This is a genomic window from Novilysobacter erysipheiresistens (assembly GCF_036663935.1).
Lineage (GTDB): Bacteria > Pseudomonadota > Gammaproteobacteria > Xanthomonadales > Xanthomonadaceae > Novilysobacter > Novilysobacter erysipheiresistens.
On record NZ_JAXGFP010000001.1, the window covers coordinates 127912 to 151741 of the forward strand.

At 67.7% G+C, this 23830-nt stretch carries 21 protein-coding genes; 14 read left to right on the forward strand and 7 right to left on the reverse strand.

Features of this window, described 5'->3' with window-relative positions:
* Positions 1 to 110: 110 nt before the first annotated feature.
* On the reverse strand, positions 111 to 1619 hold the full coding sequence (locus tag SNE34_RS00630; RefSeq protein WP_332613716.1) for an aminotransferase class III-fold pyridoxal phosphate-dependent enzyme: 1509 nt from the start codon (positions 1617 to 1619) through the stop codon (positions 111 to 113).
* Between SNE34_RS00630 and SNE34_RS00635 the strand changes: the two genes are divergently transcribed.
* The 7 genes from SNE34_RS00635 (at position 1594) to SNE34_RS00665 (ending at position 9316) form a co-directional block, all read left to right on the forward strand.
* Entirely contained in the window at positions 1594 to 1866 is a 273-nt protein-coding gene (locus SNE34_RS00635) for a hypothetical protein (protein ID WP_332613717.1), read from the forward strand. The genes SNE34_RS00630 and SNE34_RS00635 overlap by 26 nt on opposite strands.
* Positions 1841 to 2905 (forward strand): tRNA preQ1(34) S-adenosylmethionine ribosyltransferase-isomerase QueA, encoded by a 1065-nt coding sequence (queA, locus tag SNE34_RS00640; protein ID WP_332613719.1) that lies wholly within the window; start codon positions 1841 to 1843, stop codon positions 2903 to 2905. The genes SNE34_RS00635 and queA overlap by 26 nt, the downstream gene beginning before the upstream one ends.
* Positions 2902 to 4026, forward strand: a complete 1125-nt coding sequence (tgt, locus tag SNE34_RS00645) for a tRNA guanosine(34) transglycosylase Tgt (RefSeq protein ID WP_332613721.1) — start codon at positions 2902 to 2904, stop codon at positions 4024 to 4026. The genes queA and tgt overlap by 4 nt, the downstream gene beginning before the upstream one ends.
* Positions 4027 to 4100: 74 nt before the next feature.
* Entirely contained in the window at positions 4101 to 4454 is a 354-nt protein-coding gene (yajC, locus tag SNE34_RS00650; RefSeq protein ID WP_332613724.1) for a preprotein translocase subunit YajC, read from the forward strand.
* A gap of 55 nt (positions 4455 to 4509) precedes the next feature.
* On the forward strand, positions 4510 to 6375 hold the full coding sequence (gene secD / locus SNE34_RS00655; protein WP_332613727.1) for a protein translocase subunit SecD: 1866 nt from the start codon (positions 4510 to 4512) through the stop codon (positions 6373 to 6375).
* A 13-nt stretch (positions 6376 to 6388) separates the two neighbouring features.
* On the forward strand, positions 6389 to 7345 hold the full coding sequence (gene secF / locus SNE34_RS00660) for a protein translocase subunit SecF (RefSeq protein ID WP_332613729.1): 957 nt from the start codon (positions 6389 to 6391) through the stop codon (positions 7343 to 7345).
* Positions 7346 to 7429: 84 nt separating this feature from the next.
* Entirely contained in the window at positions 7430 to 9316 is a 1887-nt protein-coding gene (locus tag SNE34_RS00665) for a metallophosphoesterase (RefSeq protein WP_332613731.1), read from the forward strand.
* Here SNE34_RS00665 and SNE34_RS00670 read toward each other — a convergent pair.
* Both SNE34_RS00670 and SNE34_RS00675 read right to left on the reverse strand, forming a co-directional pair.
* Positions 9255 to 10709, reverse strand: a complete 1455-nt coding sequence (locus SNE34_RS00670) for an NTP/NDP exchange transporter (protein ID WP_332613733.1) — start codon at positions 10707 to 10709, stop codon at positions 9255 to 9257. The two genes, SNE34_RS00665 and SNE34_RS00670, sit on opposite strands and share 62 nt — an antisense overlap.
* Before the next feature lie 103 nt (positions 10710 to 10812).
* The gene (locus tag SNE34_RS00675) at positions 10813 to 11640 is read right to left on the reverse strand and encodes an inositol monophosphatase family protein (RefSeq protein WP_332613736.1); all 828 of its coding nucleotides are present in this window, start codon (positions 11638 to 11640) and stop codon (positions 10813 to 10815) included.
* Positions 11641 to 11824: 184 nt separating this feature from the next.
* On the opposite strand from SNE34_RS00675, the gene SNE34_RS00680 reads away from it, so the two are divergent.
* Both SNE34_RS00680 and SNE34_RS00685 read left to right on the forward strand, forming a co-directional pair.
* Positions 11825 to 12571, forward strand: coding sequence for an RNA methyltransferase (locus SNE34_RS00680; protein WP_332614588.1), 747 nt, complete (start codon positions 11825 to 11827; stop codon positions 12569 to 12571).
* A gap of 199 nt (positions 12572 to 12770) precedes the next feature.
* On the forward strand, positions 12771 to 14918 hold the full coding sequence (locus SNE34_RS00685) for a putative bifunctional diguanylate cyclase/phosphodiesterase (RefSeq protein ID WP_332613738.1): 2148 nt from the start codon (positions 12771 to 12773) through the stop codon (positions 14916 to 14918).
* Positions 14919 to 14925: 7 nt separating this feature from the next.
* On the opposite strand, the gene SNE34_RS00690 is transcribed toward SNE34_RS00685, so the two are convergent.
* A complete protein-coding gene (locus SNE34_RS00690) occupies positions 14926 to 15561 on the reverse strand; it encodes an exopolysaccharide biosynthesis protein (protein WP_332613740.1) in 636 nt (211 codons plus the stop codon).
* On the reverse strand, positions 15545 to 16894 hold the full coding sequence (locus SNE34_RS00695; RefSeq protein ID WP_332613742.1) for a hemolysin family protein: 1350 nt from the start codon (positions 16892 to 16894) through the stop codon (positions 15545 to 15547). The genes SNE34_RS00690 and SNE34_RS00695 overlap by 17 nt, the downstream gene beginning before the upstream one ends.
* A gap of 327 nt (positions 16895 to 17221) precedes the next feature.
* Here SNE34_RS00695 and SNE34_RS00700 point away from each other — a divergent pair, with 327 nt between their 5' ends.
* Together SNE34_RS00700 and SNE34_RS00705 are read left to right on the forward strand one after the other, a co-directional pair.
* Positions 17222 to 17848 (forward strand): DUF47 domain-containing protein, encoded by a 627-nt coding sequence (locus SNE34_RS00700; protein ID WP_332613744.1) that lies wholly within the window; start codon positions 17222 to 17224, stop codon positions 17846 to 17848.
* Between the two features lie 10 nt (positions 17849 to 17858).
* Entirely contained in the window at positions 17859 to 18986 is a 1128-nt protein-coding gene (locus SNE34_RS00705) for an inorganic phosphate transporter (protein WP_332613746.1), read from the forward strand.
* A gap of 10 nt (positions 18987 to 18996) precedes the next feature.
* Here the strand turns inward: SNE34_RS00705 and SNE34_RS00710 are convergent, their stop codons facing one another.
* A complete protein-coding gene (locus SNE34_RS00710) occupies positions 18997 to 19407 on the reverse strand; it encodes a hypothetical protein (protein WP_332613748.1) in 411 nt (136 codons plus the stop codon).
* Between the two features lie 35 nt (positions 19408 to 19442).
* Here SNE34_RS00710 and SNE34_RS00715 point away from each other — a divergent pair, with 35 nt between their 5' ends.
* Together SNE34_RS00715 and SNE34_RS00720 are read left to right on the forward strand one after the other, a co-directional pair.
* Positions 19443 to 19775 carry an MGMT family protein gene (locus tag SNE34_RS00715; RefSeq protein WP_332613749.1) on the forward strand — a complete coding sequence of 111 codons (333 nt, stop codon included), beginning with the start codon at positions 19443 to 19445 and terminating at the stop codon, positions 19773 to 19775.
* Positions 19776 to 19869: 94 nt separating this feature from the next.
* A complete protein-coding gene (locus tag SNE34_RS00720) occupies positions 19870 to 20523 on the forward strand; it encodes a rhomboid family intramembrane serine protease (protein ID WP_332613751.1) in 654 nt (217 codons plus the stop codon).
* Between the two features lie 67 nt (positions 20524 to 20590).
* On the opposite strand, the gene SNE34_RS00725 is transcribed toward SNE34_RS00720, so the two are convergent.
* Positions 20591 to 22792 carry a M13 family metallopeptidase gene (locus SNE34_RS00725; RefSeq protein ID WP_425604419.1) on the reverse strand — a complete coding sequence of 734 codons (2202 nt, stop codon included), beginning with the start codon at positions 22790 to 22792 and terminating at the stop codon, positions 20591 to 20593.
* Positions 22793 to 22906: 114 nt separating this feature from the next.
* Here SNE34_RS00725 and SNE34_RS00730 point away from each other — a divergent pair, with 114 nt between their 5' ends.
* Positions 22907 to 23818 carry an ABC transporter ATP-binding protein gene (locus tag SNE34_RS00730; protein WP_332613754.1) on the forward strand — a complete coding sequence of 304 codons (912 nt, stop codon included), beginning with the start codon at positions 22907 to 22909 and terminating at the stop codon, positions 23816 to 23818.
* Positions 23819 to 23830 lie beyond the last annotated feature (12 nt).

Consider the following 23830-nt stretch of genomic DNA (forward strand, 5'->3'; position numbering starts at 1 on the left):
AACGATTTCCGATCGCGACTAAAGCCGCTCCTACAAGTCTCGAGCGTGGGTCGACCGATACGAAAAAGGCCGGGTTGCCCGGCCTTTCGTGTCCGCGACCGCGCGACGACTTACGCCGCAGCAGCCTGCTGCTTGCGCGGACCTTCCTTCAGCGCCCGACCGACCATGCCGATCAGCAGGTCGACCTCGGCGCTGGTCATGGTAAAGGTCGGGGTGAAACGCAGCGAGTTGGTGCCGCCGTGGATCACGCCGATGCCGTGTTCGCGCAGCCACTCCTCGGTCGAGCCGGCGCCGTAGCACTTGAACTCGTCCGACAGCTCGCAGGAGAACAGCAGGCCGGTGCCCTGGACCTTGGTGATCATCCCGCCAAGCTCGGCCTTGAGCTTCTCCAGCTTCTCGACCGCCTCGGCGCCACGGGCGCGGATGTTCTCGCGCAGCGCCGGGGTGACCTGCTCCAGCACCGCGCAGGCGGTGTCGAGCGCGCGCGGGTTGGTGGTCATGGTGTTGCCGTACAGGCCCTTCTTGTAGATCGAGCCGGCGCGCTCGCCGACCGCGAGCACGGACAGCGGGTACTGGCCGGCGTTGAGCGCCTTGGAGTAGGTCTCCATGTCCGGTGCCTCGACGTTCTCGAAGCCGGGGTAGTCGATGATCGACAGCACGCCGTTGGCGCGCAGGCCGGCCTGGATCGAGTCGACCAGCAGCAGCGAACCATGAGCCTTGGTCAGCGCGCGCGCGGCGTTGTAGAAGTCGACCGGCACGCTGCGGCCCGGGTCGCCTTCGCCCATCACCGGCTCCAGGAACATCGCCTCGATGAACCAGCCCTGGGCGTCGGCATCGGCGAACACCTGCTGGAGCGCGTCGATGTCGTAGGGCTGGATCGCGATCACGCTGTCCTCGCCGCGGTAGCTGGCCAGGTACTTGAGGTAGGTCGAACGGGTCGAATCCGAGTACAGCGCCGGACGGTCGGTGCGGCCATGGAAGCCGCCCTTGACCACGACGCGCTTGATCGCGCGGCCGGCATGCTTGCCGCCCGCGTCGGTCATCGCCTTGGCGTTGGCATCGGCGATGCGCGCGGCAAGAGTGACCGACTCGGAGCCCGAGTTGAGGCACATGAACTTGCTGTACGGGCACTCGCGGTCGATGCCGATCGCCTCGCGCAGCAGGGTGTTGAAGCGGAACTGCGAGAGGCTCGGGGTCATGATGTTGGCCATCGCCTGCGGCTTGGCCATCGCCTCGATCACCTTGGCCGGCGCGTGGCCGAAGCCGAGCATGCCGTAGCCGCCGGAATCGTGCAGCACCGCGCCCTTGAGGGTCACGATCCACGGACCGCGGGCGGCGAGGGCGACGTACGGGTTGACCGCGTCGTCCTGGTAGAAGTTGATGAAACCGGCCTGGATGGTCTCGGCCTGGGCGGCTTCGTCGAGGTCGAGCAGCTCTGCGAACTCGCTCTTGATACGGCCGTGCTCGGCGACCGCGGCCTCGACCGCCTCGACCAGCTCCGCGTCGCCGGCGAACCCGGCGAGGGTGGCGTCATCGAGGCCGACGGTGCGGCGCGCGCCGGCGTGGGCGCGCAGCGGCGCGAGCTTGGCGACGATGGCGTTGTCGTTGGTGCTGGACATGGATATGGATCCTCCGGTGGGTCGGCAAAACGCATCGACGAAACGCGTTTTTCTTTTCGATTCAATTAGTTGCGTGATTCTATCACGCCGCCCCGGCGGCGATAACCCCCGCCGCCGCTTACACTGTGCCGCCGCCGCGCGGGCGGTCATGGGCTGGCCCAACCTGCTTGCCGGGGTCGGCCTGTCCATTTTCCAAGTCATTGATCGCGAAGAACCGACGCTTGAAGAAGTCCGATTTCCACTATGAGTTGCCGCCCGCACTGATCGCGCAGGCGCCGTTGGCCGAGCGCTCGTCGAGCCGCTTGCTGCTGGTGCCGCCGGCGCAGGGCGAGGCCTTCGGCCGCGGCTTCGAGGACCGGGTGTTCCGCGATCTGCCCGACCTGCTCGAGCCCGGCGACCTGCTGGTGTTCAACGACACCCGGGTGATCCCGGCGCGGCTGTTCGGGCAGAAGGCCACCGGCGGCCGGGTCGAGATCCTGATCGAGCGCCTGCTCGGCGGGATGGACGCGCGCGCGCAACTGGGCGTCAGCAAATCGCCGAAGGCCGGTGCGCGGATCGCGCTGGATGCCGGCGGCGAAACCGAGGTTCTGGGACGCGACGGCGAGTTCTACCACCTGCGTTTCCACGTTCCCGAAGGCCTGGAGCAATGGCTGTTGCACGCCGGACGGCTGCCGTTGCCGCCGTATATCCAGCGCGAGCCCGGCCGCGACGACGCCGAGCGCTACCAGACCGTGTTCGCCCGTGAGACCGGCGCGGTCGCCGCGCCGACCGCCGGCCTGCATTTCGACCAGCCGCTGCTCGACGCGCTGCAGGCGCGCGGCGTCCAGTTCGGCCACGTCACCCTGCATGTCGGCGCCGGCACCTTCCAGCCGGTCCGGGTCGACGACCTGTCCGAGCACGTGATGCACAGCGAGTGGCTCAACGTCGGCGCCGAACTGGTCGAGAAGATCCGTCGGACCCGCGCTGCCGGCGGGCGGGTAATTGCGGTCGGCACCACCGTGGTGCGCGCGCTGGAGACGGCATTGCGCCAAGGCGAGGACGGCGATGGCCAGTTGCAGCCGTTCGCCGGCGAAAGCCGACTGTTCATCCTGCCCGGCTACCGGATCCGCTCGGTCGACGCGATGGTCACCAACTTCCACCTGCCCGAGAGCACCCTGTTGATGATGGTGTCCGCGTTCGCCGGCAAGGACCGGATCTTCGCCGCCTACCGGCACGCGATCCGCGAGAAGTACCGGTTCTTCTCCTACGGCGACGCGATGTTGCTGTTCCCGGAGGCCGGCGCATGAGCCGGATGTCGTTCGAACTGCTCGGCACGGACGGCGCCGCCCGCCGCGGCCGCATCAGCTTCCCGCGCGGCAGCATCGAGACCCCGGCGTTCATGCCGGTTGGCACCTACGGCTCGGTCAAGGGCGCGTTCCCGGACGCGATCGAGGCGCTCGGCGCGCAGATCATCCTCGGCAACACCTTCCATCTGTACCTGCGGCCGGGGCTGGAGGTGATCGAGGCGCACGGCGGCCTGCACGGCTTCATGGGGTGGGACAAGCCCATTCTGACCGACTCCGGCGGTTTCCAGGTGTTCTCGCTGGCGCACAAGCGCAAGATCACCGAGGCCGGCGTGACCTTCGCCGCGCCGACCGACGGCAGCAAGGTGTTCCTCGGTCCCGAGGAGAGCATGCACATCCAGAAGGTGCTCGGCTCGGACATCGTGATGATCTTCGACGAGTGCCCGCCCGTACACCTCGACGGCAAGCCGGTCGGGGTGGACGTGGTGGAGCGCTCGATGCTGCTCTCGCTGCGCTGGGCGGAGCGCTCCAGGCGCGCGCACGAGGGCAATGACGCGGCGCTGTTCGGCATCGTCCAGGGCGGCGTGTACCGCGACCTGCGCACGCAATCGGCGGAGGGGCTGAAGCAGATCGGCTTCGACGGCTATGCGATCGGCGGCCTCGCGGTGGGCGAGACCGAGGCCGAGCGCAACGCGATGCTCGATCACACCGCGCCGCAGCTGCCCGAAGACCGCCCGCGCTACCTGATGGGCGTAGGGCGACCGGAGGACCTGGTCGAGGCGGTCGCCCGCGGCGTCGACATGTTCGATTGCGTGATGCCGACCCGCAACGCCCGCAACGGTCATTTCTTCACCCGCGAGGGCGTGGTCCGCATCCGCAACTCGAAGTACGAGCACGACCTGCGGCCGATCGAGGAAGGCTGCGACTGCCATGCCTGCGCCAATGGCTTCAGCCGCAGCTACCTGCGCCACCTCGACCGCTGCAACGAGATGCTCGGGCCGATGCTCGGTACCCTGCACAACCTCCGTCACTACCAGCGGTTGATGGCCGACATGCGCGCGGCGATCGAGCAGGGAACCTTCACCGCCTTCCGCGAGTCTTTTTACGCCGCGCGACGCCAATGAAGGCCCGGCGGGGCCCCAAGTCCGGCCGTGGCATAATCGCGGGCTTATTTTCCGTCTTCTTCCCGGATACCAACATGAACCTGCTCGATTTCGTGATCGCCCCCGCCCATGCCCAGGCCGCCGCACAGGGCGCCCAGGGTGGCCTGTTCGGCGGTGGCCTGACGGGCCTGCTGTTCCCGATCCTGCTGATCGGCGTGATGTATTTCCTGATGATCCGCCCGCAGATGAAGCGCGCCAAGGAGCACAAGGCGATGCTGGAGAAGCTGGCCAAGGGCGACGAAGTCCTGACCAACGGCGGCGTGGCCGGCGTGGTCACCGACCTGGGCGACAACTTCATCACCATCGAGGTCGCCGACAACGTGCGCATCCGCGTGCAGAAGGGCGCGATCGCCAACGTCCTGCCCAAGGGCACCTTGAAGTCGGCCTGAGCCGCCTCCACCCGTTTTTGACACGGCGGCCGGGGCGTCGCCGCAGGGGCTTTGCATGCTGATCTACGAGCGTTGGAAATACGTCGTCCTGGCGATTGTGCTGGTGTTGAGCGCGCTGTATGCGTTGCCGAACATCTACCAGAAGGACCCCTCGGTGCAGATCACCGCCAACCGTGGCTCGGTGGTCGACGCGGCGCTGATCGGCCGGGTCGAGGCGGCACTGGCGGAGGCCGGGGTGACGGTCAAGTCGGCCGAGGTCGAAGGCGACAACGCGCTGGTGCGGCTGACCAGTACCGACGCCCAGGTCAAGGCGGTCGACGCGCTCAAGCCGATGCTGGGCAACGACTACGTGATCGCGCTCAACCTCGCCTCGACCGTGCCGGACTGGCTCGAAAGCCTCGGCGCGCAGCCGATGCTGATGGGCCTGGACCTGCAGGGCGGCGTGCACTTCCTGATGCAGGTCGACCAGGCGGCCGCGCTCGACAAGCAGCTGACCGCGATCGTCGAAGACCTTCGGGTGCTGTTGCGTGACAACCGGGTGCGCTACGAGTCGGTCACCCGCGGCGCCGACAACGCGATCACCGTGGCCCTGGCCGACCCTGACGATGCCGAGAAAGCGGCGGCGCTGATCTCGAAGAACCAGCCGACCCTGCAGCAGGACGTCGACGGCGGCAGCATCCGCGTGCAGTTGCTGGATGCCGAACTGGCGCGGATGTCGCGCGACGCGATCGAGCAGAACCTCGGCACCCTGCGCAACCGCATCAACGCGCTCGGCGTGTCCGAACCGATCATCCAGCGGCAGGGCGACGACCGCATCGTGGTGCAACTGCCGGGCGTGCAGGACACCGCCGAGGCCAAGCGCGTGATCGGCGCCACCGCGACCCTGGAATACCGCGGCGTGGTCGAGGGCAATGCCTACGACGCCGTCACCACCGGCAACGTCCCGCCGCAGGCCAAGGTCTACTACCGCAGCGAGCTGGGCCCCGACGGCAAGCCGATCCCGATCCTGCTCAACAAGCGGGTGATCGCCACCGGCGACCAGCTGGTCGGCGCGACCTCGATGTTCGATTCGCAAACGGGCAGCCCGGCGGTGTCGGTGCGGCTCAATAGCGCCGGTGGCCAACGCATGTTCGATTACACCAGCGAACACGTCGGCGACCCGATGGCGGCGGTCTATATCGAGCGCATCCCCGAGGTCCGCATCGTCGACGGCAAGGAAGTGCGCAGCACCCGGATCAAGGAAGAGGTGATAAACGTCGCCACCATCAACGGCGTGTTCGGCAAGGAATTCCAGACCACCGGCCTTGAGAGCGCGCAGTTCGCCGCCGACCTGGCTCTGCAGCTGCGCTCCGGCTCGCTGGCGGCGCCGATGGACTTCATCGAGGAACGCGTGATCGGTCCCAGCCTCGGCGCCGAGAACGTCCAGCGCGGTCTGCGGGCGGTGCTGTACTCGTTCGCGTTCGCGCTGGTGTTCTTCCTCGTCTACTACCGCATGTTCGGCCTGATCACCTGCCTGGCATTGCTGCTCAACCTGCTGATGCTGGTCGCGGTGATGTCGTTCTACGGCGCCACCCTGACCCTGCCGGGCCTGGCTGGCATCGCGCTGACGGTCGGCATGTCGGTCGACGCCAACGTGCTGATCAACGAACGCATACGCGAGGAGTTGCGCGCCGGATTGCCACCGAAGACCGCGATCGTCTCGGGCTACCAGCACGCGTCGGGCACGATCATCGACGCCAACCTGACCGCGATCCTCGCTGGCATCGCGCTGTTCGCGTTCGGCACCGGGCCGGTCAAGGGCTTCGCGGTGACGTTGATCCTCGGCATCCTGACCTCGATGTACACCGCGGTCTCGGTATCGCGCGGCATTGCGACGCTGATCTACGGCGGCCGTCGCAAGCTCAAGTCCCTCGCGATCTGACCGGAGCACAGTCATGAAGCAACTCAACGTGTTTCCGCTCGACAGCAACTTCGACTTCATGCGCCTGCGCAAGCTGGCATTCGCGGTGGTCATTGCGATGCTGGTGACGGCCTTCGGCGCCATGATCTTCAAGGGCTTCAACTTTGCCCTCGATTTCACCGGCGGCACCCTGACCGAACTGCGGTTCGAACAGCCGGTCGACGTCGACGGCGTGCGTGAGCGCCTGGACGCGGCCGGCTACGAGAATGCGCAGGTGCAGACCTTCGGCTCGGGCAACGACCTGTTGATCAAGATGCAGGTCGATTCCGGCGTCGCCGACAAGGCTGGCGCCAGCAGTTCGGTCGCCGCCGACGTCAATCGCGCCGCGTCCACGCCGGACAACCGGGGCACGGTGGTCAAGAGCGCCTTCGTCGGCCCGCAGGTCGGCAAGGACCTGGCGATCAACGGCATCTGGGCCTTCATCTTCGTGATCGTCGGGTTCCTGATCTACATCTCGTTCCGGTTCGAGAAGAAGTTCGCGATCGCCGCGGTGATCACCACCATGAACGACATCATCGTCGTTTCCGGCTGGTTCGCCCTGACCGGGCGCGAGTTCGACCTGACCGTGCTGGCCGGCGTGCTGTCGGTGATGGGTTACTCGATCAACGACACCATCGTGGTGTTCGACCGCGTCCGCGAGAACTTCCGCTCGATGCGCGCCGACCCGAAGACGATCCTCAACAAGTCGATCAACCAGACCCTGTCGCGCACCGTGATCACCTCGTTTGTGGCCCTGCTGACCGTGGTCGCGCTGTACATCTACGGCGGCGGTTCGCTGGAAGGCATGGCCGAGGCGCAGATCGTCGGCATCGTGGTCGGCACCGTGTCGACCATGTTCATCGCCTGCCCGCTGCTGCTGTGGCTGGGCGTCAGCAAGCAGGACCTGCTGCCGAAGGCCAAGGACGAAGCCGCGCTGGCGCGTCGCCCCTGAGCCAGCGGCACGCATGTCCCGGAAAAGGCCGCCTCGCGCGGCCTTTTTCCGTTTTACCCGGTAGGTTTTGCCGAGGCGACAGCCATGCGCGCGTTCACCTTCCTGCCCCGGGCGGCGGCATTTGCCGGACGCATCGCGGTGCTGTGCCTGGCGTTGCTGTTGTCTGCTTCACCGGGCCTGGCGCAGGACTACCGTTTCGACGATGTCGAACGCGTGGTCGCGATCGGCGACGTGCACGGCGCCTATCCCGAGCTGGTCGACGTGCTGCAGGGTACCGGCCTGGTCGATGGCGAGTTGCACTGGAACGGCGGCGCGACCCACCTTGTGACCACCGGCGATTTCCTGGATCGCGGCGACCGGCCGGTCGAGGTGGTCGAGCTGCTGATGCGGCTGCAGGAGGAGGCGGAATCCGCGGGCGGCGCCGTGCACGTGCTGCTGGGCAACCACGAGATCATGTCGTTGACCGGCGACCTGCGTTACGTCACGCCCGGCGGATTCGCCAGTTTCGAGCGGGCGGCGCCGGCGGACGAGAATGCCGTTGCGGTGGCGCCGCCGGCCACAACCGCAATCGCAGCACCTGCGTCGGCGCCGCCGGCACTGCCGCCGGGCTTCATGCCACGACTGCAGGCGCTGGCCCCCGACGGCCGGCTCGGGCGCTGGCTGTTGCAGCGACCGGTGATGATCGTCATCAACGACGACGTGTTCGTCCACGGTGGCCTGTCGGCGCAGATGGCCGGGATGACGCTGGAGCAAGTCAACCGCGATGCGATCCGCGATACGCGCGCGTTCGCCGAAAGCTGGCACGCGCTGATGGCGATGGGCGCGCTGCGACCGGGCGACGACTTCGACCGTATCCTCGCGGTCGCCAAGACGCTCGCGGCCGCGCCGTCGACCGGGGACGGCCCGCCGCCGCCCACGCAGGCGCCGGCCGCGGCCATCGTGCAGGCGATCAGGGGCCTGGCGTTCATACCGGAGGGGCCGGTGTGGTATCGCGGCACGGCGCAATGCCATCCGTACCTGGAGACGCCGGTACTGGCTTCGGTGCTGGATGGTTTGCACGGCCGACGCGTGGTGATCGGGCACACCCCGACCCTCGACCACCGGGTCGCCAGCCGCATGGATGGACAGGTGATGCGGATCGACACCGGCATGAACGCGCAGGCCTATCGGGGCCGGCCGTCGGCGCTGGTGATCGAGGACGACCGGGACACTGCGTGGTATGCAGGCGAGGGCGAGGCGGCTGCCATTCGTGTCGAATCCAATCGCGAATGGCAGCGTCCCTATGGCATGAGCGATGCGCAGATCGAGGAGTTCCTGCGCACCGCCGAGGTGACATTGGATGAGAAACTCGAGCTTGGGGTCACTCATCCGCGCCGCCTGACCCTGGAGCGCAACGGTCAACGCATGCGCGCGGTGTTCAAGACCCTCGATACCGATCCCGACGTCGAACGCCGGCAGTGGGACCAGCGCTACGACCGGGCCGACCGCTACCTGTACGAGGTCGCCGCCTACCGGGTCGACCGTATCCTCGGCCTGCAGATGGTGCCGGTTACCGTGCAGCGCACGGTCGATGGCCAGCGCGGCGTGCTGCAGTACTGGGTCGAGGACGCGGTCAACGAAACCGACCGCGCGCAGAAGAAGTTGGGCTACGGCAGTGATTGCGGGTTCCATGCCCAGCACGCGCTGGTGAACGTGTTCGACATGTTGATCAACAACGTCGATCGCAATACCGGCAACATCCTGTACGATCGCGACTGGCAGGTGTGGCTGATCGACCACGGCCGCAGCTTCGGGGCCAACGACGAGCCGCCTCCGGAGCTGCGGGACAAGCAGATCGTGGTGACGCCACCGATGGCAGACGCGCTGGCGGCGATAACCGCCGAGAGCCTGGAGCCGCTGGCGCCATATCTCAACCGGGTACAGCGCCGGGCACTGGTGCAGCGGGCGGCGAAGTTGCGCCGGATGCGCTGATCTCGATCGGCATCCGCGCCGTCGCGGCCACCGGCTGCGCCGGCAGGTGTTCGCTGGCCGCCTCATTGCGCTCGTGGCGGCGGCCGATCAGCACCGCGATGGCGAACGCCACCATCGCCAACGCCAGGTTGACCAGCAGGATCTGGCTGATGCCCAGCGCCAGCCAACGGGTGGCGGCGAGGATCATCAGCGCATGCAACAGGTCGCCGAAGCGCCAGAAGAACGTGTCGATGGTGGTCTGGCCGATGTACTTCTCGCGCCGGCTCAGCGGCAGGAACAGCGAGTGACAGCTGGTGCCGTGGACGGAGTAGTTGAAACTGCTCTCGGCGATCATCGTCACCCGCACCAGCGCGAACAGCGGCATCCAGGCGATCATCGCGTAGTTGGCGACCATCACCAGCGGCAACATCAGCAGCGCCGTGCGCACGCCGAGGCAACGCAGGATCCGCGAGACCACGAACATCTGCAGCAGTAGCTGCAGCAGGCTGATCCAGCCGAAATAGTCGCTGTAGAACTGCCCGATCACCGCGCCCGGGTCGAGCGTCGGGTCGGCGGCGACGAGCTGGCCGGCACGGCGGTCGACGAAGGTCGACAGGATGTAGCCACCGGTCGAGTTGACCCAATTGATCACGGTGACGAACGCGGCGATCAGCAGCAGGTAGCGGCTGCGCAGCACCACGTTGAAGCCGCCGAGGAACTGCCCGGGACGCGGTGCCGGTTGCGGCTCGGACTCTTCGACATCCGCGCCGTCGCCCCGCGAATGCTCCGGCACGCTGGCTTCGACGTGCCTGCCGAGCCATGCCACGCAGCCCAGCAGCAACGCCGACACCAGCATCAGGCGGTAGGGACCGATCGAGGCGAACAGTTGCCCCGACAGCTGGCTGCCGGTCCACGCGCCCAGCGCGCTGCCGACCGCGATCAATCCGAACAGGCGCTTGCCCGCGTGCAGGTTGAACAGGTCGGTGGCGAACGCCCAGAACTGTGCCACCAGCATCACGCTGAACACCCCGACCCAGACGAAGAACGGCACCCCGATCGGCACCCCGAGCGCGCCCAGTGCGCTGAACAGCAGCAGGTTGGAGACGAAGAACGCCATCACCCATCGCATCAGCGCCGACTTGCCGCCTTGGCCGTCGAGACGGTCGAACAACAGCTGGTACAGCGGGATCAGGAAGATCAGCGTCACCGCGACCGCGCCGACCGCGTAACTGCGCACTTCCGGGGTGCCATCGACCAGGATCAGCGCCTCGCGCACCGGCCGGATCAGGTAGTAGGCGAGCAGCAGCAGGAACACCTGCAGCAGCATCAGGCCGATGCTGCGGCCTTCGCCGGGCCGTACCGAGGCCAGCAACTGCAGGCCGCGTTCCGGGAGTGATAGCTGCGGAGATCGCATGTCGGGCTCCTCGTCGTGGGGACGCGGGTTCCGACGACCGCGAATGCGGTCGCTATCGATCTATTCAGCTTTTCGGGGGCGCGATGACAGCGCCGGTGCCGGTTCAGTCGAACGCGGCGGCGTAACCGGTATTGACGATGCGCTGCTGCAGCAGTTCGGCGACCTTGATGTTGCCGGCCAGCAGTGGCCGCCCGGCCACGCCACGCGCGTCCATCGGGCCGGTGGTGCGGCCCTTGAAGTCGGAAACCTTGCCACCGGCCTCACGCACCATCAGCGCCCCGGCGGCGATGTCCCACGGCTTCACCCCGGCCTCGAAATACGCATCGGCGCGACCGGCGGCGACATAGGCCAAGTCGAGCGCGGCCGAGCCGGTGCGGCGGATGTCCTCAATCTCGGTCAGCAGGGTGTCGACGCATTTCAGCTGGGCGCTGGCGCGCGAACGCTCGCGCGGCGGGAAGCCGGTCAGCACCATCGCCCCGGCCAGGTCCTTGCGGTCGGCCACGCGGATGCGCTTGTCGTTGAGGGTCGCGCCGCTGCCGCGGCTGGCGGTGAACAGCTCGTTGCGCAGCGGGTCGAAGATCACCCCGTGGACCGGCTCGCCGGCCTCGACCAGGGCGATTGACACGCAGAAGTGCGGGATCCCGCGCAGGTAATTGCTGGTGCCGTCGAGCGGGTCGATCACCCAGGTGAAGCGGCTGCCAGCCTTGGCCTTCTTCTCGCCGCCTTCCTCGCCGAGGATCGCGTAGTCCGGGGTCGAGCGACGGAATTCCTTGATGATTTCCTTCTCGGCCAGCTCGTCGACCTCGCTGGCGAAGTCCATCCGGTCCTTCTCGACCACGTTCAGCGCGTCGAGCTTGTACATGTGCCGCAACAGCACGTTGCCGGCGGCGCGGGCGGCCTTGGTCATGAGGGTGACGGCGGGTTTCTGCATGGCGAACGGCCTCGGCTGGCTAAGCTGACGGGAGCGGCGGATGGACTGGCGGGGGAAAAGAGCGTCCGGCGGAGGCATCGAGTGCGCGCGATCGAGTCGCGGCCGGTCGCGGAGTTTACCATTGCGCCCCATGAGTACCGAGCCCGCGTCCATCGCAACCAGCGTTTTCCCCGAAACCACCGCCTTGGCCACCGCCGGCCGACTGCGGATCGTCCTCGTCGGCACCCAGCACCCCGGCAACATCGGCTCGGCGGCGCGCGCGCTGAAGACCATGGGGCTGGCGCGGCTGGTGCTGGTGGCCCCGGAAAAGGCGCCGAATGCCGAATCGTTCGCCCTGGCCGCCGGCGCCCACGACCTGCTCGATGGCGCGGCGACCTTCGCGACCTTGGCCGAGGCGGTCGCCGATTGCCGGCTGGTGCTCGGCTGCACCGCGCGCAGCCGGCGGATCGCGCTGGACGAGCTGGCACCGCGCGCCGCCGCCGAGCGGGCGGTCGCCGAAGCCGCGGGCGGCGTGGAGGTGGCGCTGGTGTTCGGCCGCGAACGGACCGGGCTGGAGAACGACGAACTGCAGTTGTGCCACGCCGCCGTGCATATCCCGGCCAATCCCGACTACAGCTCGCTCAACCTCGCGGCGGCGGTGCAGGTACTGACTTACGAGTTGCGGCTGGCCCTGCTGGCGGCGGCCGGGCCGGTCGAGCCGGCCGAGCCGCGCGACCCGCCGGCATCGCACGCCCAGCTCGAAGGCCTGTTTGCCCAATTGGGCGAAACGCTGGAAGCGATCGACTTCCACAAGGGCCGGGCGCCGGAGTCGGCGATGCGCAAGCTGCGGCGCCTGTACCTGCGCGCGGACCTTGATGAACGGGAGGTCCGGCTGCTGCGCGGGATCCTGTCCGACGCCCAGCGCATGGCGATGCTGGCCGGCCGGCGCTAGCGTCCGCGGTTGCAGCATACGCCCGGGTAGGGGGATGGCAGTATCGGCTCGAACCGGTTTGGATTAGGCTGCCCGATTCCCCGTCCCACGGGCCGTCCGGTTCGAGTTTCGCCTTGATTTCACGTCTGCGCCGCCTCGTCTGCCTGCCGTTGCCGCGACCGCGCCGCGACCGCCTGTCAGCGGCTGCCTGGATGGCCGGATGAAGCTGCGATCCGGCCTGCAGACGCAGTTCCTGCTGCTGATGGCCGCAGGCCTCGCCGTGGTGGTGCTGCTGGTGGCGCTGATGATGCACCGCCAGCACCGCATGCAGGTCGCGGTCGAGGACCTCAGCGGCGAGGCGATGCAGACCATGGTCGGCGAAAGCCTGCGGCGGCGCGGCGAAGGCACCGCTTCGCGGCTGGCCGAATCGCTGGCCAGCCCGTTGCACCATTTCGATCTCGACGCGGTCGGCGGACTCGGCCGCGCCACCCTGCGCCAGCCGGGGATCCTTTACGTCATCGTGTTCGATCCGCAGGGCAACGTCGTGCACGACGGCAGCGACGATGCGTCCGGTTACGGCAAGCGGATGGATGATCCGATGGCCAGCGGGGCGATCACCGCGCGGGCCCTGCATACCCAGTTGAACGCGTCGACGATGGACGTGTCGGCGCCGATCCTGGTCGGCGGCGAACGCATCGGCGGCGTGCGGGTGGGCTACGACCTGGCCGCGGTGCACGGATTCCGCGAGGCCGCGTTGGCCGACCTGAACGCGCGCCTGTCCGAACTGGGGCGGCGCAACCTGCTGTGGGTCGGCCTGCTCGCCGGCGGCTTGCTGGTGTTGGGCGGTGGCGTGCTGTGGCTGGTCCAGCGCCGGCTGGTGCGACCGATCCGCCAGCTGGCCGACTCCGCCCGGGCGATCGAGGCCGGCCATTTCGATACCCAGTTGCCGACTAGCGCGCGGCGCGACGAGTTGGGCGATTTGATGCGGGCGTTCGGGCGCATGCGCGAGAGCGTCGCCCGCCACGACCGGGACATCCGCCGCATGGCGTACACCGATGCGTTGACGGGGCTCGCCAACCGGCTGGCGTTCCGCGACGCCCTCGACGAGCGCCTGCTGTTGCTGCGTGGCGGCACTCGCCAGCTGGCGCTGCTGTTTGCCGACATCGACGATTTCAAGCGGATCAACGACACCCTCGGCCACGATGCCGGCGACGGGGTATTGCTGCAGTTCGCACACCGCATCCGCGCCGCGGTCGAACGCCTCGGTGGCGACGACGCCATATTGGCACGCTTCGGCGGCGACGAGTTCGTGATCCTGGTGGAGGCGGATGCCGTCACCGGCGATATCCGCGGCGTCGCTTCCCGGCTCGCCCAGACGCTGGTGGAAGAGCTCGGCGCGCCGCTGCTGGTGCATGACCGCGAGGTATTCCTCGGTACCTCGATCGGCATAACCCTGTTCCCGGAAGACGCGGTCAGCGCGACCGAGTTGATGAAGAACGGCGACATCGCGATGTACCAGGCCAAGGTCGCCGACAAGAACTGCTTCCGGTTCTACAGCCGGGCGATGGACCAGGCGGTCGAGCGCCGCATGCATTTGGAGCAGGAACTTCGGGGTGCCTGGGACCGCGGCGAGTTGAGCCTGGTCTACCAGCCGTTCTACCGGTTGTCCGATGGCGCATTGGTGGGCGCGGAGACGCTGTTGCGCTGGCAGCACCCGGAGCACGGGATGATCGCGCCGTCGGTGTTCATCGACGTCGCCGAGCAGAGCGGCCTGATCGAGACCCTCGGCCCGCAGGTGTTGCGCGCCGCCTGCCACGACGCGGTGCGTTGGCGGCAGGTGCGCGAGGGCGCCGAACCGTTGTTCGTGTCGGTCAACGTGTCGGCGCGGCAGTTGCGCAATGGCGACCTGCCGCAGGTGGTGGCCGACTGCCTGCGTGACAGCGGCCTGGCCGCGCGGCAACTGCACATCGAGTTGACCGAGACCGCGGTGATCGGCGACGAGGCCCATGCCAGCCGGCTGCTCAACCAACTGCGCTCGAGCGGCGTGAAGGTCTGGCTGGACGACTTCGGCACCGGCTTCTCCGGGCTCAGCCACCTGCGCCGGGTGCCGGTGGACGGGGTCAAGATCGACCGCAGCTTCGTAGCCGACATCCTGCGCGACCCGGACGATCTGGCGCTGACCACCGCGATCATCGCGATGGCGCATTCGCTGGGGATCACGGTGGTCGCCGAGGGGGTCGAGAAGGAAGGCCAGCACGACATCCTGCGCGATCGCGGGTGCGACCTGGCGCAGGGCTACTGGCTGGGGCATCCGCTGCCGGTCGAAGGATTCATGGACCTGCTGCGGCCCGAACCGATGCCCGCGTAGGAGCGGCTCAGATCAACAGGTCGATCCAGCCTGCCGCCATCGCCGCCAGTTGTCCCGACAGCACCCCGAACACCGCGATCGCCACCGCGCCGACCGCCCACGCGCCGACCATCAGGTAGCCGTCGCGCTCCAGCAAGGCCAGCGCGAAAAGCAACAACAGGCCGCCGAACAGGAAGTTGGTGAACGGGATCGGCAGCGACAGCAGCAGGCCGAGCAGGATCAGCAGCAACCCGGTCGTCGCGCTGGCCAAGCGGTGGTCCAGCATCGCGCTCGCGCGCGGCCGAACCAGCTTTTCCAGCCGCCCCAGCCACGGCGACAGCAGGTCGCGGAAACGGCTCACCGAATGCCGATGCGGGCCGTGCCGGGCGATGAACTTTGGCAGCCATGGGTTGCGCAACCCGATCAGCAACTGCGCGCCGATCAGGATCACCAGTGGCCCGCTGATCGCGCCGCCGACACCGGGGATCGGGATGAAGGCGGGCAGGGTGGAGACGAACAGCAGCATGCCGAACGAGCGCTTGCCAAGCCCGGCAAACACGTCGCCGAGCTTGACCACGTCGTCGGGATGGCCAACCGTGAAGGCATCCAGCAGGTCGCGGGTACCTGCTTCGTGGAGGGCTTCGGGTCTATCCGCTGGTGTCATCGTTGTCCGGGTCCTGCACGAGTTCGCGCTGCAGCAGCAACTTGTCGATGCGTGGGCCATCGAGGTCGACCACCTCGATCCGCCATCCCGGCCATGAGAAGTGTTCGCCGACGTTGGGGATGCGGCCGAAGTGGCTGATCACCATGCCTGCAGCAGTGTGGAAATCGTGTTCATCCTCGCCCGGCACCGCGTTGCCGACCAGTTCGCGCAGATCCTCGACATGCAGCGAACCGTCGATCAGCCAAGAGCCGTCGGCGCGCTCGACCACCGGCGAGGAACCCTCGTCGTAGTTTTCGGAAGCGGGGTTCATGCCGGCCTGGATCCGGCCGATCACCGCGCCCATCACATCGTTGATCGTGACCAGGCCGGTGACGTCGCCGTACTCGTCGACCACCAGCGCCAGGGACTGCTGTTCTTCCCGGAAGATTTCCAGCAGCTTCAGCGCGTGGGTCGATTCCGACACGAACAGCGCCTCGCGCATGTTGCCGAACAGGTCGATCGCCACGCCCGGCGCCAGCGCCCTTAGCAGCGACTTGGCCTCGACCACGCCGACCACGTCCTGGTCGCTGCCCCGCAGCACCGGGAAGCGCGAGAACGGCGAGTGGCGCATGGTCGCCAGGTTCTCGTCCAGGGTGGCGTCGACATCGAGCCAGCTGATCCGCGTGCGCGGGGTCATCAGGCTGTCGGTCAGGCGGTCGCCGAGGCCGAGCACGCGGTTCATCATCTTGCGTTCGTCGGCGTCGATCACGCCCTGCTCGTGGCTCTCGCTGACCAGCAACCGGATCTCCTCCTCGCTGATCGCGCTGCGGGCATCGTTGCGGATCCCGAGCATGCGCAGCACCGCGCGATTGATCGCGCCCAGGGTGGAAACCACGGGTTTGGCCGCGGTCGCCAGCCCCGACAGTGGTATCGCGACCGCGCAGGCGATGCGCTCGGGGTTGGTCAGCGCCAATCGCTTCGGGATCAACTCGCCGAAGATGACCTGGGCGGCGGTGATCAGGCCGACCGCGGTCCCGATGCCGATGCCCTGCGCGTACTCGCGCGCGGCCGGCCACACGCCGTCGATCCAGTCGGCGATGACCAGGCCGATCGCCTCGCCGCCGAACAGGCCGGTCAGCACGCCGATCAGGGTGATGCCGACCTGCACCGTCGACAGCAGGTTGTCGGGATGCTCGGCCAGCGCCAGCGCCTTGCGCGCGGCGCGACTGGGGTGGGCGGGGTCTTCGGCGAGTTGCTTGAGGCGCAGCTTGCGCGAGGTCATCAAGGCCATCTCCGACATCGCGAAGAAGGCATTGAGGACGATCAGCGCCAGGACGATCAGGATTTCCAGCATGCATCCGGTTCCGGTGGCTGGAGTCCATGCAGGCGCCGGTCCGGGAAGGAACCGGCAGGCGGTGGTTTGGGGTCGTCGTCCATGTGGTGGGGTTGGCTGGCCGGTTCGTCGTGGCGTTCGGTGTCGCACTGCGCCGCCGCATCGGGGCGCCGACGGATGGTATCAGGTCGCCCCCGAGGCCCCGGATGAAGGGCGGACGGAAGCGCGACCGTCGCGAAACCGTCATAATCCCCGCCGCCGTGGCATTCACCGTTGGTTTAGCCACCGCCCAAAATTCGCACTTCCACTCCTTCTGCCTGTCCGCCCGGCACGACGAGGTCACAACCGATGTTCTCCCTGCAAACCATGTTCGGCCAAGGCCACCAGTTCTATACGCTGCTCGAGGACGCCGCGGTCGCCGCGCACGACAGCACCAAGGCCCTGCACGTGATGCTCAAGGGTTCGGAGCGGCAACCGGCGCTGGACGCCTTCAAGCTGGCCCGCCAGCGCGAGCGCGATGCCTCCGACAAGATCAGCCAGGCGCTGGTCGACAGCTTCATCACCCCGATCGAGCGCGAGGACATCGAGGCGCTGGGTTCGGCGCTGTACAAGATCCCCAAGCAGGTCGAGAAGTTCGCCGACCGCTACTCGCTGGCGACCCAGCACCTGGAACACATCGACTTCGCCCCGCGCGCGGCGATGCTGGAAGAGGCATCGGCGGTGGTCGTCGACATGGTCCGGCTGCTGCCGAAGATGAAGCTGGAGCAGATGAAGGCGCTCAGCGACCGGCTGCGCTCGCTCGAGAACGAGGCCGACCGGCTGATGCTGGAGCTGTACCGCGACATCTATTCCGGCAAGCTCGACCCGCTGCAGATGTTCCTGCTCAAGGAGTTCTTCGAAATACTGGAGAAGGCCATCGACCGCTGCCGCGAGGCCGGCGTGGTGACCTACGAAATCGTCCTGAAGAACTCCTGAGGGCCGCGGGATGCTCACCCTGGTCCTGATCGTGGTGCTGGTCGCACTGATCTTCGAGTACGTCAACGGCTTCCACGACACCGCCAACTCGATCGCCACCGTGGTCGCCACCAAGGTGCTGTCGCCGGCTCAGGCGATCGCGATGGCCGCCGGCACCAACCTGATCGGCGCGCTGTGGGGCACCGCGGTGGCCAAGACGATCGCCTCGGGATTGATCGATGCCGGCGTGGTCGATGTCGGCGCGCAGCTGATCCTGTGCGCGCTGCTCGGCGCGGTGATCTGGAACCTGATCACCTGGTGGCTTGGCCTGCCGTCATCGTCCTCGCACGCGCTCATCGGCGGCCTGGTCGGCGCCGCGTTCGCCGCTGCCAGCAACGATTTCGGCGCGATCATCTGGTCCGAGCCGGCCGACCCCTGGTACAAGAGCGCCGGCGTGCTGTGGAAGGTGATCGTGCCGATGGTCAGCTCGCCGATACTCGGTTTCACCGCCGGTTTCCTGCTGATGGGCGTGCTGTTCGCGATCATCTCGGCGATGGCACGCAGCGGCGGTTTCCTCGCGCGGATGGCGCGGCCGCGCTGGGTCAACGGCTTCTTCGGCAAGACGCAGATCCTCAGCGCCGGCTACATGGGCTTCGCCCACGGCATGAACGATGCGCAGAAGACCATGGGCATCATCGCGCTACTGCTGGTCAGCGCGCAGAGCAATGGCGTGCTCGACGACCTGCCGGGTTTCCTCGCGTTCCTGCTTCCGTCCGACACTGCGCTCGCCAACGGCGACATCGACCTGTGGATCAAGCTGACCTGCGCGGTGGTGATGGCCGCCGGTACCGCCGCCGGCGGCTGGCGCATCATCAAGACCCTGGGCCACAAGCTGGTCAAGCTGCACCCGATCCACGGCTTTGCGGCGGAAGCCAGCGCGGCGTCGGTGATCACCCTCGCCAGTTCGCTGGGCATCCCGGTGTCGACCACCCACAACATCTCGTCGGCGATCATGGGCGTGGGCACGGCCAAGCGCTTCAACGCGATCAAGTGGACCGTGGTCGAGAAGATGATCTGGGCGTGGATCCTGACCATCCCGCTGGCCGGCGGCCTCGCCTACGGTCTGTTCCGGTTGCTTGCGGCGATGGGCTGGGTGTAGTCCTGCAGGACTACAGCAGGTCGCCGTCGGCCGACATCGCCCGTTCCATGCGGTCGCCGAGGCCGCCGATCTCCAGCACCAGGCGGTGCACCTCGGCCGCGTCGAGGCCTTCGAAGGGCCGGTTCTCGCACAGTTGCAGGTAGGGCACGCCGTCGAGGTCGCCGATCGCGAGGTAGCCGACCCGGCTCTGCCAGTTGAAGACCAGCGCGCGGCGCGCGTCGAGCCCCGTGGTCGGTGCGACCGCGGTGCTTGCCCGCAGGTACGGACGGCCGTCGTCGTCCTCCAGTTCGGACAGGAAGATCGACTGGTGCCGGCTGCCCTGTTCGAGCGACAGCTCGATGCAGATGACGCCTTCGTCCTGCAGCGTGGCGCGGAACCCGGCGCCGACCAGTTGTTGACGGATCTGTTCGAAGCTGTACATGGGCGCCTCCGCTGCGGAGCCTCTATCCTACCGCGATGCAGACCGGCGCCCACGACCGCATCCTGGCCGCGATCCGCGCGATTCCGCGCGGACAGGTGGCCGGCTATGGCGAGGTCGCGCGCCGCGCCGGATTGCCGGGACGGGCGCGCATGGTGGCGCGGCTGTTGAGCCACAACGACGACCGGCGGCTGCCGTGGCACCGGGTCCTGCGCTCGGATGGTCGCATCGCCTTCCCGGCCGATTCGCCGCAGTTCGCCGAACAGGTCCAGCGCCTGCGGACGGAAGGCGTGCGGGTCGAGGGTGGCCGGGTCCGCGGGATCCGGGCCGCGCCGACCCTGGATGAACAGGTCTGGGGCACGCCCGGCTGAAGCCAACGGGTTCGCGTTTGCGCGCGGATCCCGCGCGCCGGGACGCCGGATTCACCTGCAATCGGTACCATGTGCCGACTTGCATGGAGGTGCGATGTTTTCCAACTTGCCGCGTGTCACCAAGATCCTGCTGATCGCCAATGGACTGGTTTTCCTGCTGCAGCAGGTGCTCAGCGAAGTTGCGCTGGCGCCGTTCATGCTGTGGCCGCTGGGCGGAGGCAACCTCTCGCCGATCAGCCAGTTCCTGCCGTGGCAGGTGCTGACCTACGCGTTCATGCATGGCAGCTTTGCCCACCTGCTGTTCAACATGCTGGCGTTGCTGATGTTCGGCGCGCCGCTGGAGCACACCTGGGGTGAGCGCCGGTTCCTGACCTATTTCCTGGTGTGCGTGCTCGGCGCCGCGGCGTGCCAGCTGGCGGTAGGGGCATGGACGATGGCGCAGGGCGGCGATGCGTATCCCACCGTGGGCGCCTCCGGCGGCGTGTTCGGGTTCCTGCTGGCCTACGGCATGCTGTTCCCGCACCAGCGGGTGATGCTGCTGATCCCTCCGATTCCGATGAAGGCGCGCACGCTGGTGATCGTCTACGGCGTCATCGAGTTGCTGCTGGGGTTCACCGGCTGGCAGCCGGGCGTTGCCCACTTCGCCCACCTGGGCGGCATGCTGTTCGGCTGGTTGCTGATCCGCTACTGGCGCGGGCAATCGCCGTTCGGCAGGCGCGGTCCGCCACGACCGCGGATCGTGCGCTGAGGCTGCAATAGAGAAGGCCCGGGAAACCCCGGGCCTTCTGGTCAGCGGTATTGCACGGCGCTGGCGATTACCAGATCACCACCTGCTGGTCCTCGCCACGCACCATCGGCTGGCCGGCTTCGCAATCGAATGCCGCCGCGAACGCCGGCATGTTCGACGGCGCACCGATCGCGCGGAAGTTGGCCGGGGCGTGCGGGTCGGTGGTCAGGCGCACCTTCAGCTCGTCGTCGGTGAAGTTGCGACGCCACACGGTCGCCCAGTTGGCGAAGAAGCGCTGGTCACGCGTCAGCCCGCCGGTCATCGGGTCCTCGGTGCCTTCGGTGGCCTTCTTCATCGCGTCATAGGCGATCGCGAGGCCGCCGAGGTCGGCGATGTTCTCGCCCAGGGTCAGGCTGCCGTTGACGTTCTCGCCGGGCATCGCCTCGTAGGCGTCGAACTGCGCGACCAGCTTGTCGGTCAGGCCGGAGAAGCCCTTGGCGTCGGCCTCGGTCCACCAGTTCTTGAAGTTGCCCTCGGCGTCGAAGCGGCTGCCCTGGTCGTCGTAGCCGTGGATCATCTCGTGGCCGATCACCGCGCCGATGCCGCCGTAGTTGACCGCGTCGCCGGCTTCGGGATCGAAGAACGGCGGCTGCAGAATCGCGGCCGGGAACACGATCTCGTTGGCCAGCGGGTTGTAGTAGGCGTTGACCGTCTGCGGGCTCATGCCCCATTCGGTCTTGTCGACCGGCTCGCCGATCTTGCCGAGGTTCCACTTGTAGTTGAACTCGTTGGCGGCCATGACGTTGCCGAAGAAGCTGTCGCGACCGGTCTCCAGTCCGCTCCAGTCACGCCACTTGTCGGGGTAGCCGACCTTCGGGGTGAAGCTGGCCCACTTCTCCATCGCCTGCTTCTTGGTCTCGTCGCTCATCCACTCCAGGCCTTCCAGGTGGACCTTGAGCGAGTCGCCGAGGTTCTTGACCAGGGTCTGCATGCGCTCCTTGGCCTGCGGTGAGAACGCGACTTTGACGTACATCTGGCCGAGCGCTTCGCCGACCTCGTTGCCGATGGTGTCGAGCACGCGCTTGCCGCGGTCCTTCATTTCCTTCTGGCCGCGCATGGCCTGGTTGTAGAAATTGAAGTTCTCCTGCACGAAGGCGTCCGACAGGTACGGCGAGGCACCGTCGACGGTGTGGAAGCGCAGGTAGGCCTGCCAGTCCTCGACCGGCACCTCGGCCAGCATCTGGCTGACTTCCTGGTGGAACGCCGGGATCGCCAGCGAGAACATCTCCGGAGCGGCGACGCCCTGCGACTCGAAGAAGCGGGTCCAGGAGAAGTTCGGGGTGAGCTCGTCGGCCTCGGCCGGCGACACCGGGTTGTAGTACAGCGAGACGTCGCGCGAGAGCTCCTCGCTGGACTTGGAGGCCTCGGCCAGACGGGTCTCGAACGCGACCACGGCTTCGGCCTGCTCGGCGGCCGCGTCGACGCCCGACAGCTCCAGCACCTTGGCGACGTGCGCCTGGTAGGCCTCCAGCTTGTCCTTCTTGTCGGCGTCGAAGTAGTACGACTTGTCCGGCAGGCCCAGGCCGCCCTGGCCGGCGTAGGCGATGTTCATGTCGGAGTTCTTGAAGTCGGCATCGGCGCCGAACGAGAACAGGAAGTTCTCGCCGCGGGCGGCGCTGCTGCGCAGGTAGTCGGTCACGGCCTCCTGGCTGTCGAGCGCGGCGATGGCGTCGAGACGACCCTGGATCGGCTTGATGCCCTGGGCGTTGATCTGCTCGGCGTCCATGCCGGTCGCCCAGAAGTCGCCGACGATGTCCTGCACGCCGGTGGCGCCGTCGTTGGCGGCGGCCTGCTCGGCGAGCTGGCGCTGGACCGCGATGGAGCGCTCGGCCAGCATCTCGAACGCGCCCCAGCTGGTGCGGTCGCCGGGGATCTCGTTGGCGGCCAGCCAGGTGCCGTTGACGTAGCCGCCGAAGTCGACGCAGGCGTTCTTGCTGGTGTCGAGGTCGGAGGCCTGGAAGCGGTTGACCGGCGGCAGCTTGCTCTCGTCGAGGGTCAGGGCGTTTGCGTCGGCGGGTTTGCTGTCGGCGCCGGCGGCCGGGGCGGCGTCCTGCTTGGAGCAGGCGGCGACCGCGGTGGCGATGGCGAGGGACAGCAGCAGGACTTGCGGTTTGTTGAAGGTCACGGGTGGCTCCGGACAGGGTATTGGGAATGACGAGGGCCCGGACTCGAGGCCGGGACCGATCGACATTAGACCGCAATCGTCCCGTGGGCGGGTGTCGAAGGTCATGCGGTGGAGGCGTGACCCAAGTCACGGATGACGTTTTGCCCATGTTGGCGGTTGAGGCGGTCGGTACGATCCCGCAGCGCCCGCAGTCCGCGGGCAACATCGACAGGGACGTACATGCTCCGCATCCGCGAACTCGGCAAGACCTACGCCAACGGCGTCCACGCGCTCAACGACGTCAGCCTCGACATCCCGCGCGGGATGTTCGGCCTGCTCGGTCCCAACGGCGCCGGCAAGTCCTCGCTGATGCGGACCCTGGCAACGCTGCAGGAAGCCGACCACGGCTCGGTCACCCTCGATGGCGAGAACGGCGAGCCCATCGACGTGCTGCGCGACAAGGACGCGGTGCGGCGCCAGCTCGGCTACCTGCCGCAGGATTTCGGGGTGTATCCCAAGGTCAGCGCCGAGGACCTGCTGGAACATTTCGCCGTGCTCAAGGGCCTGACCGCGCGCAAGCAGCGCCGCGAGGTGGTCGACGCGCTGCTGCAGCAGGTCAACCTGTGGGACGCGCGCAAGCGCAAGCTCGGCACCTATTCGGGCGGCATGCGCCAGCGCTTCGGCATCGCCCAGGCGTTGCTCGGCAGCCCGCGGCTGGTGATCGTCGACGAGCCGACCGCCGGCCTCGACCCGGAGGAGCGCAACCGCTTCCTCAACCTGCTGGCCGAGATCGGCGAGAACGTCGCGGTGATCCTTTCCACCCATATCGTCGAGGACGTGACCGACCTGTGTCCGACGATGGCGATCATGAACAAGGGCCAGGTGCTGTTGACCGGCGAGCCCGGCGTCGCGATCGAGGCGCTGCGCAACCAGGTCTGGCGCAAGCAGGTCAGCAAGGCGGTGCTGGGTGATTACGAGAGCCGGCACACGGTGCTGTCGACCCGGCTGGTGGCGGGCAATCCGGTGATCCACGTGTTCGCGCCGGAGCGGCCGGAGGAGGGTTTCGAGCAGGTCGCGCCCGATCTCGAGGATGTCTACTTCCAGCGCCTGCGCCAGCAGGCCCGGCACGCCGCGCACGCCGAAGCCGCCTGAGCCGGGAGGCAA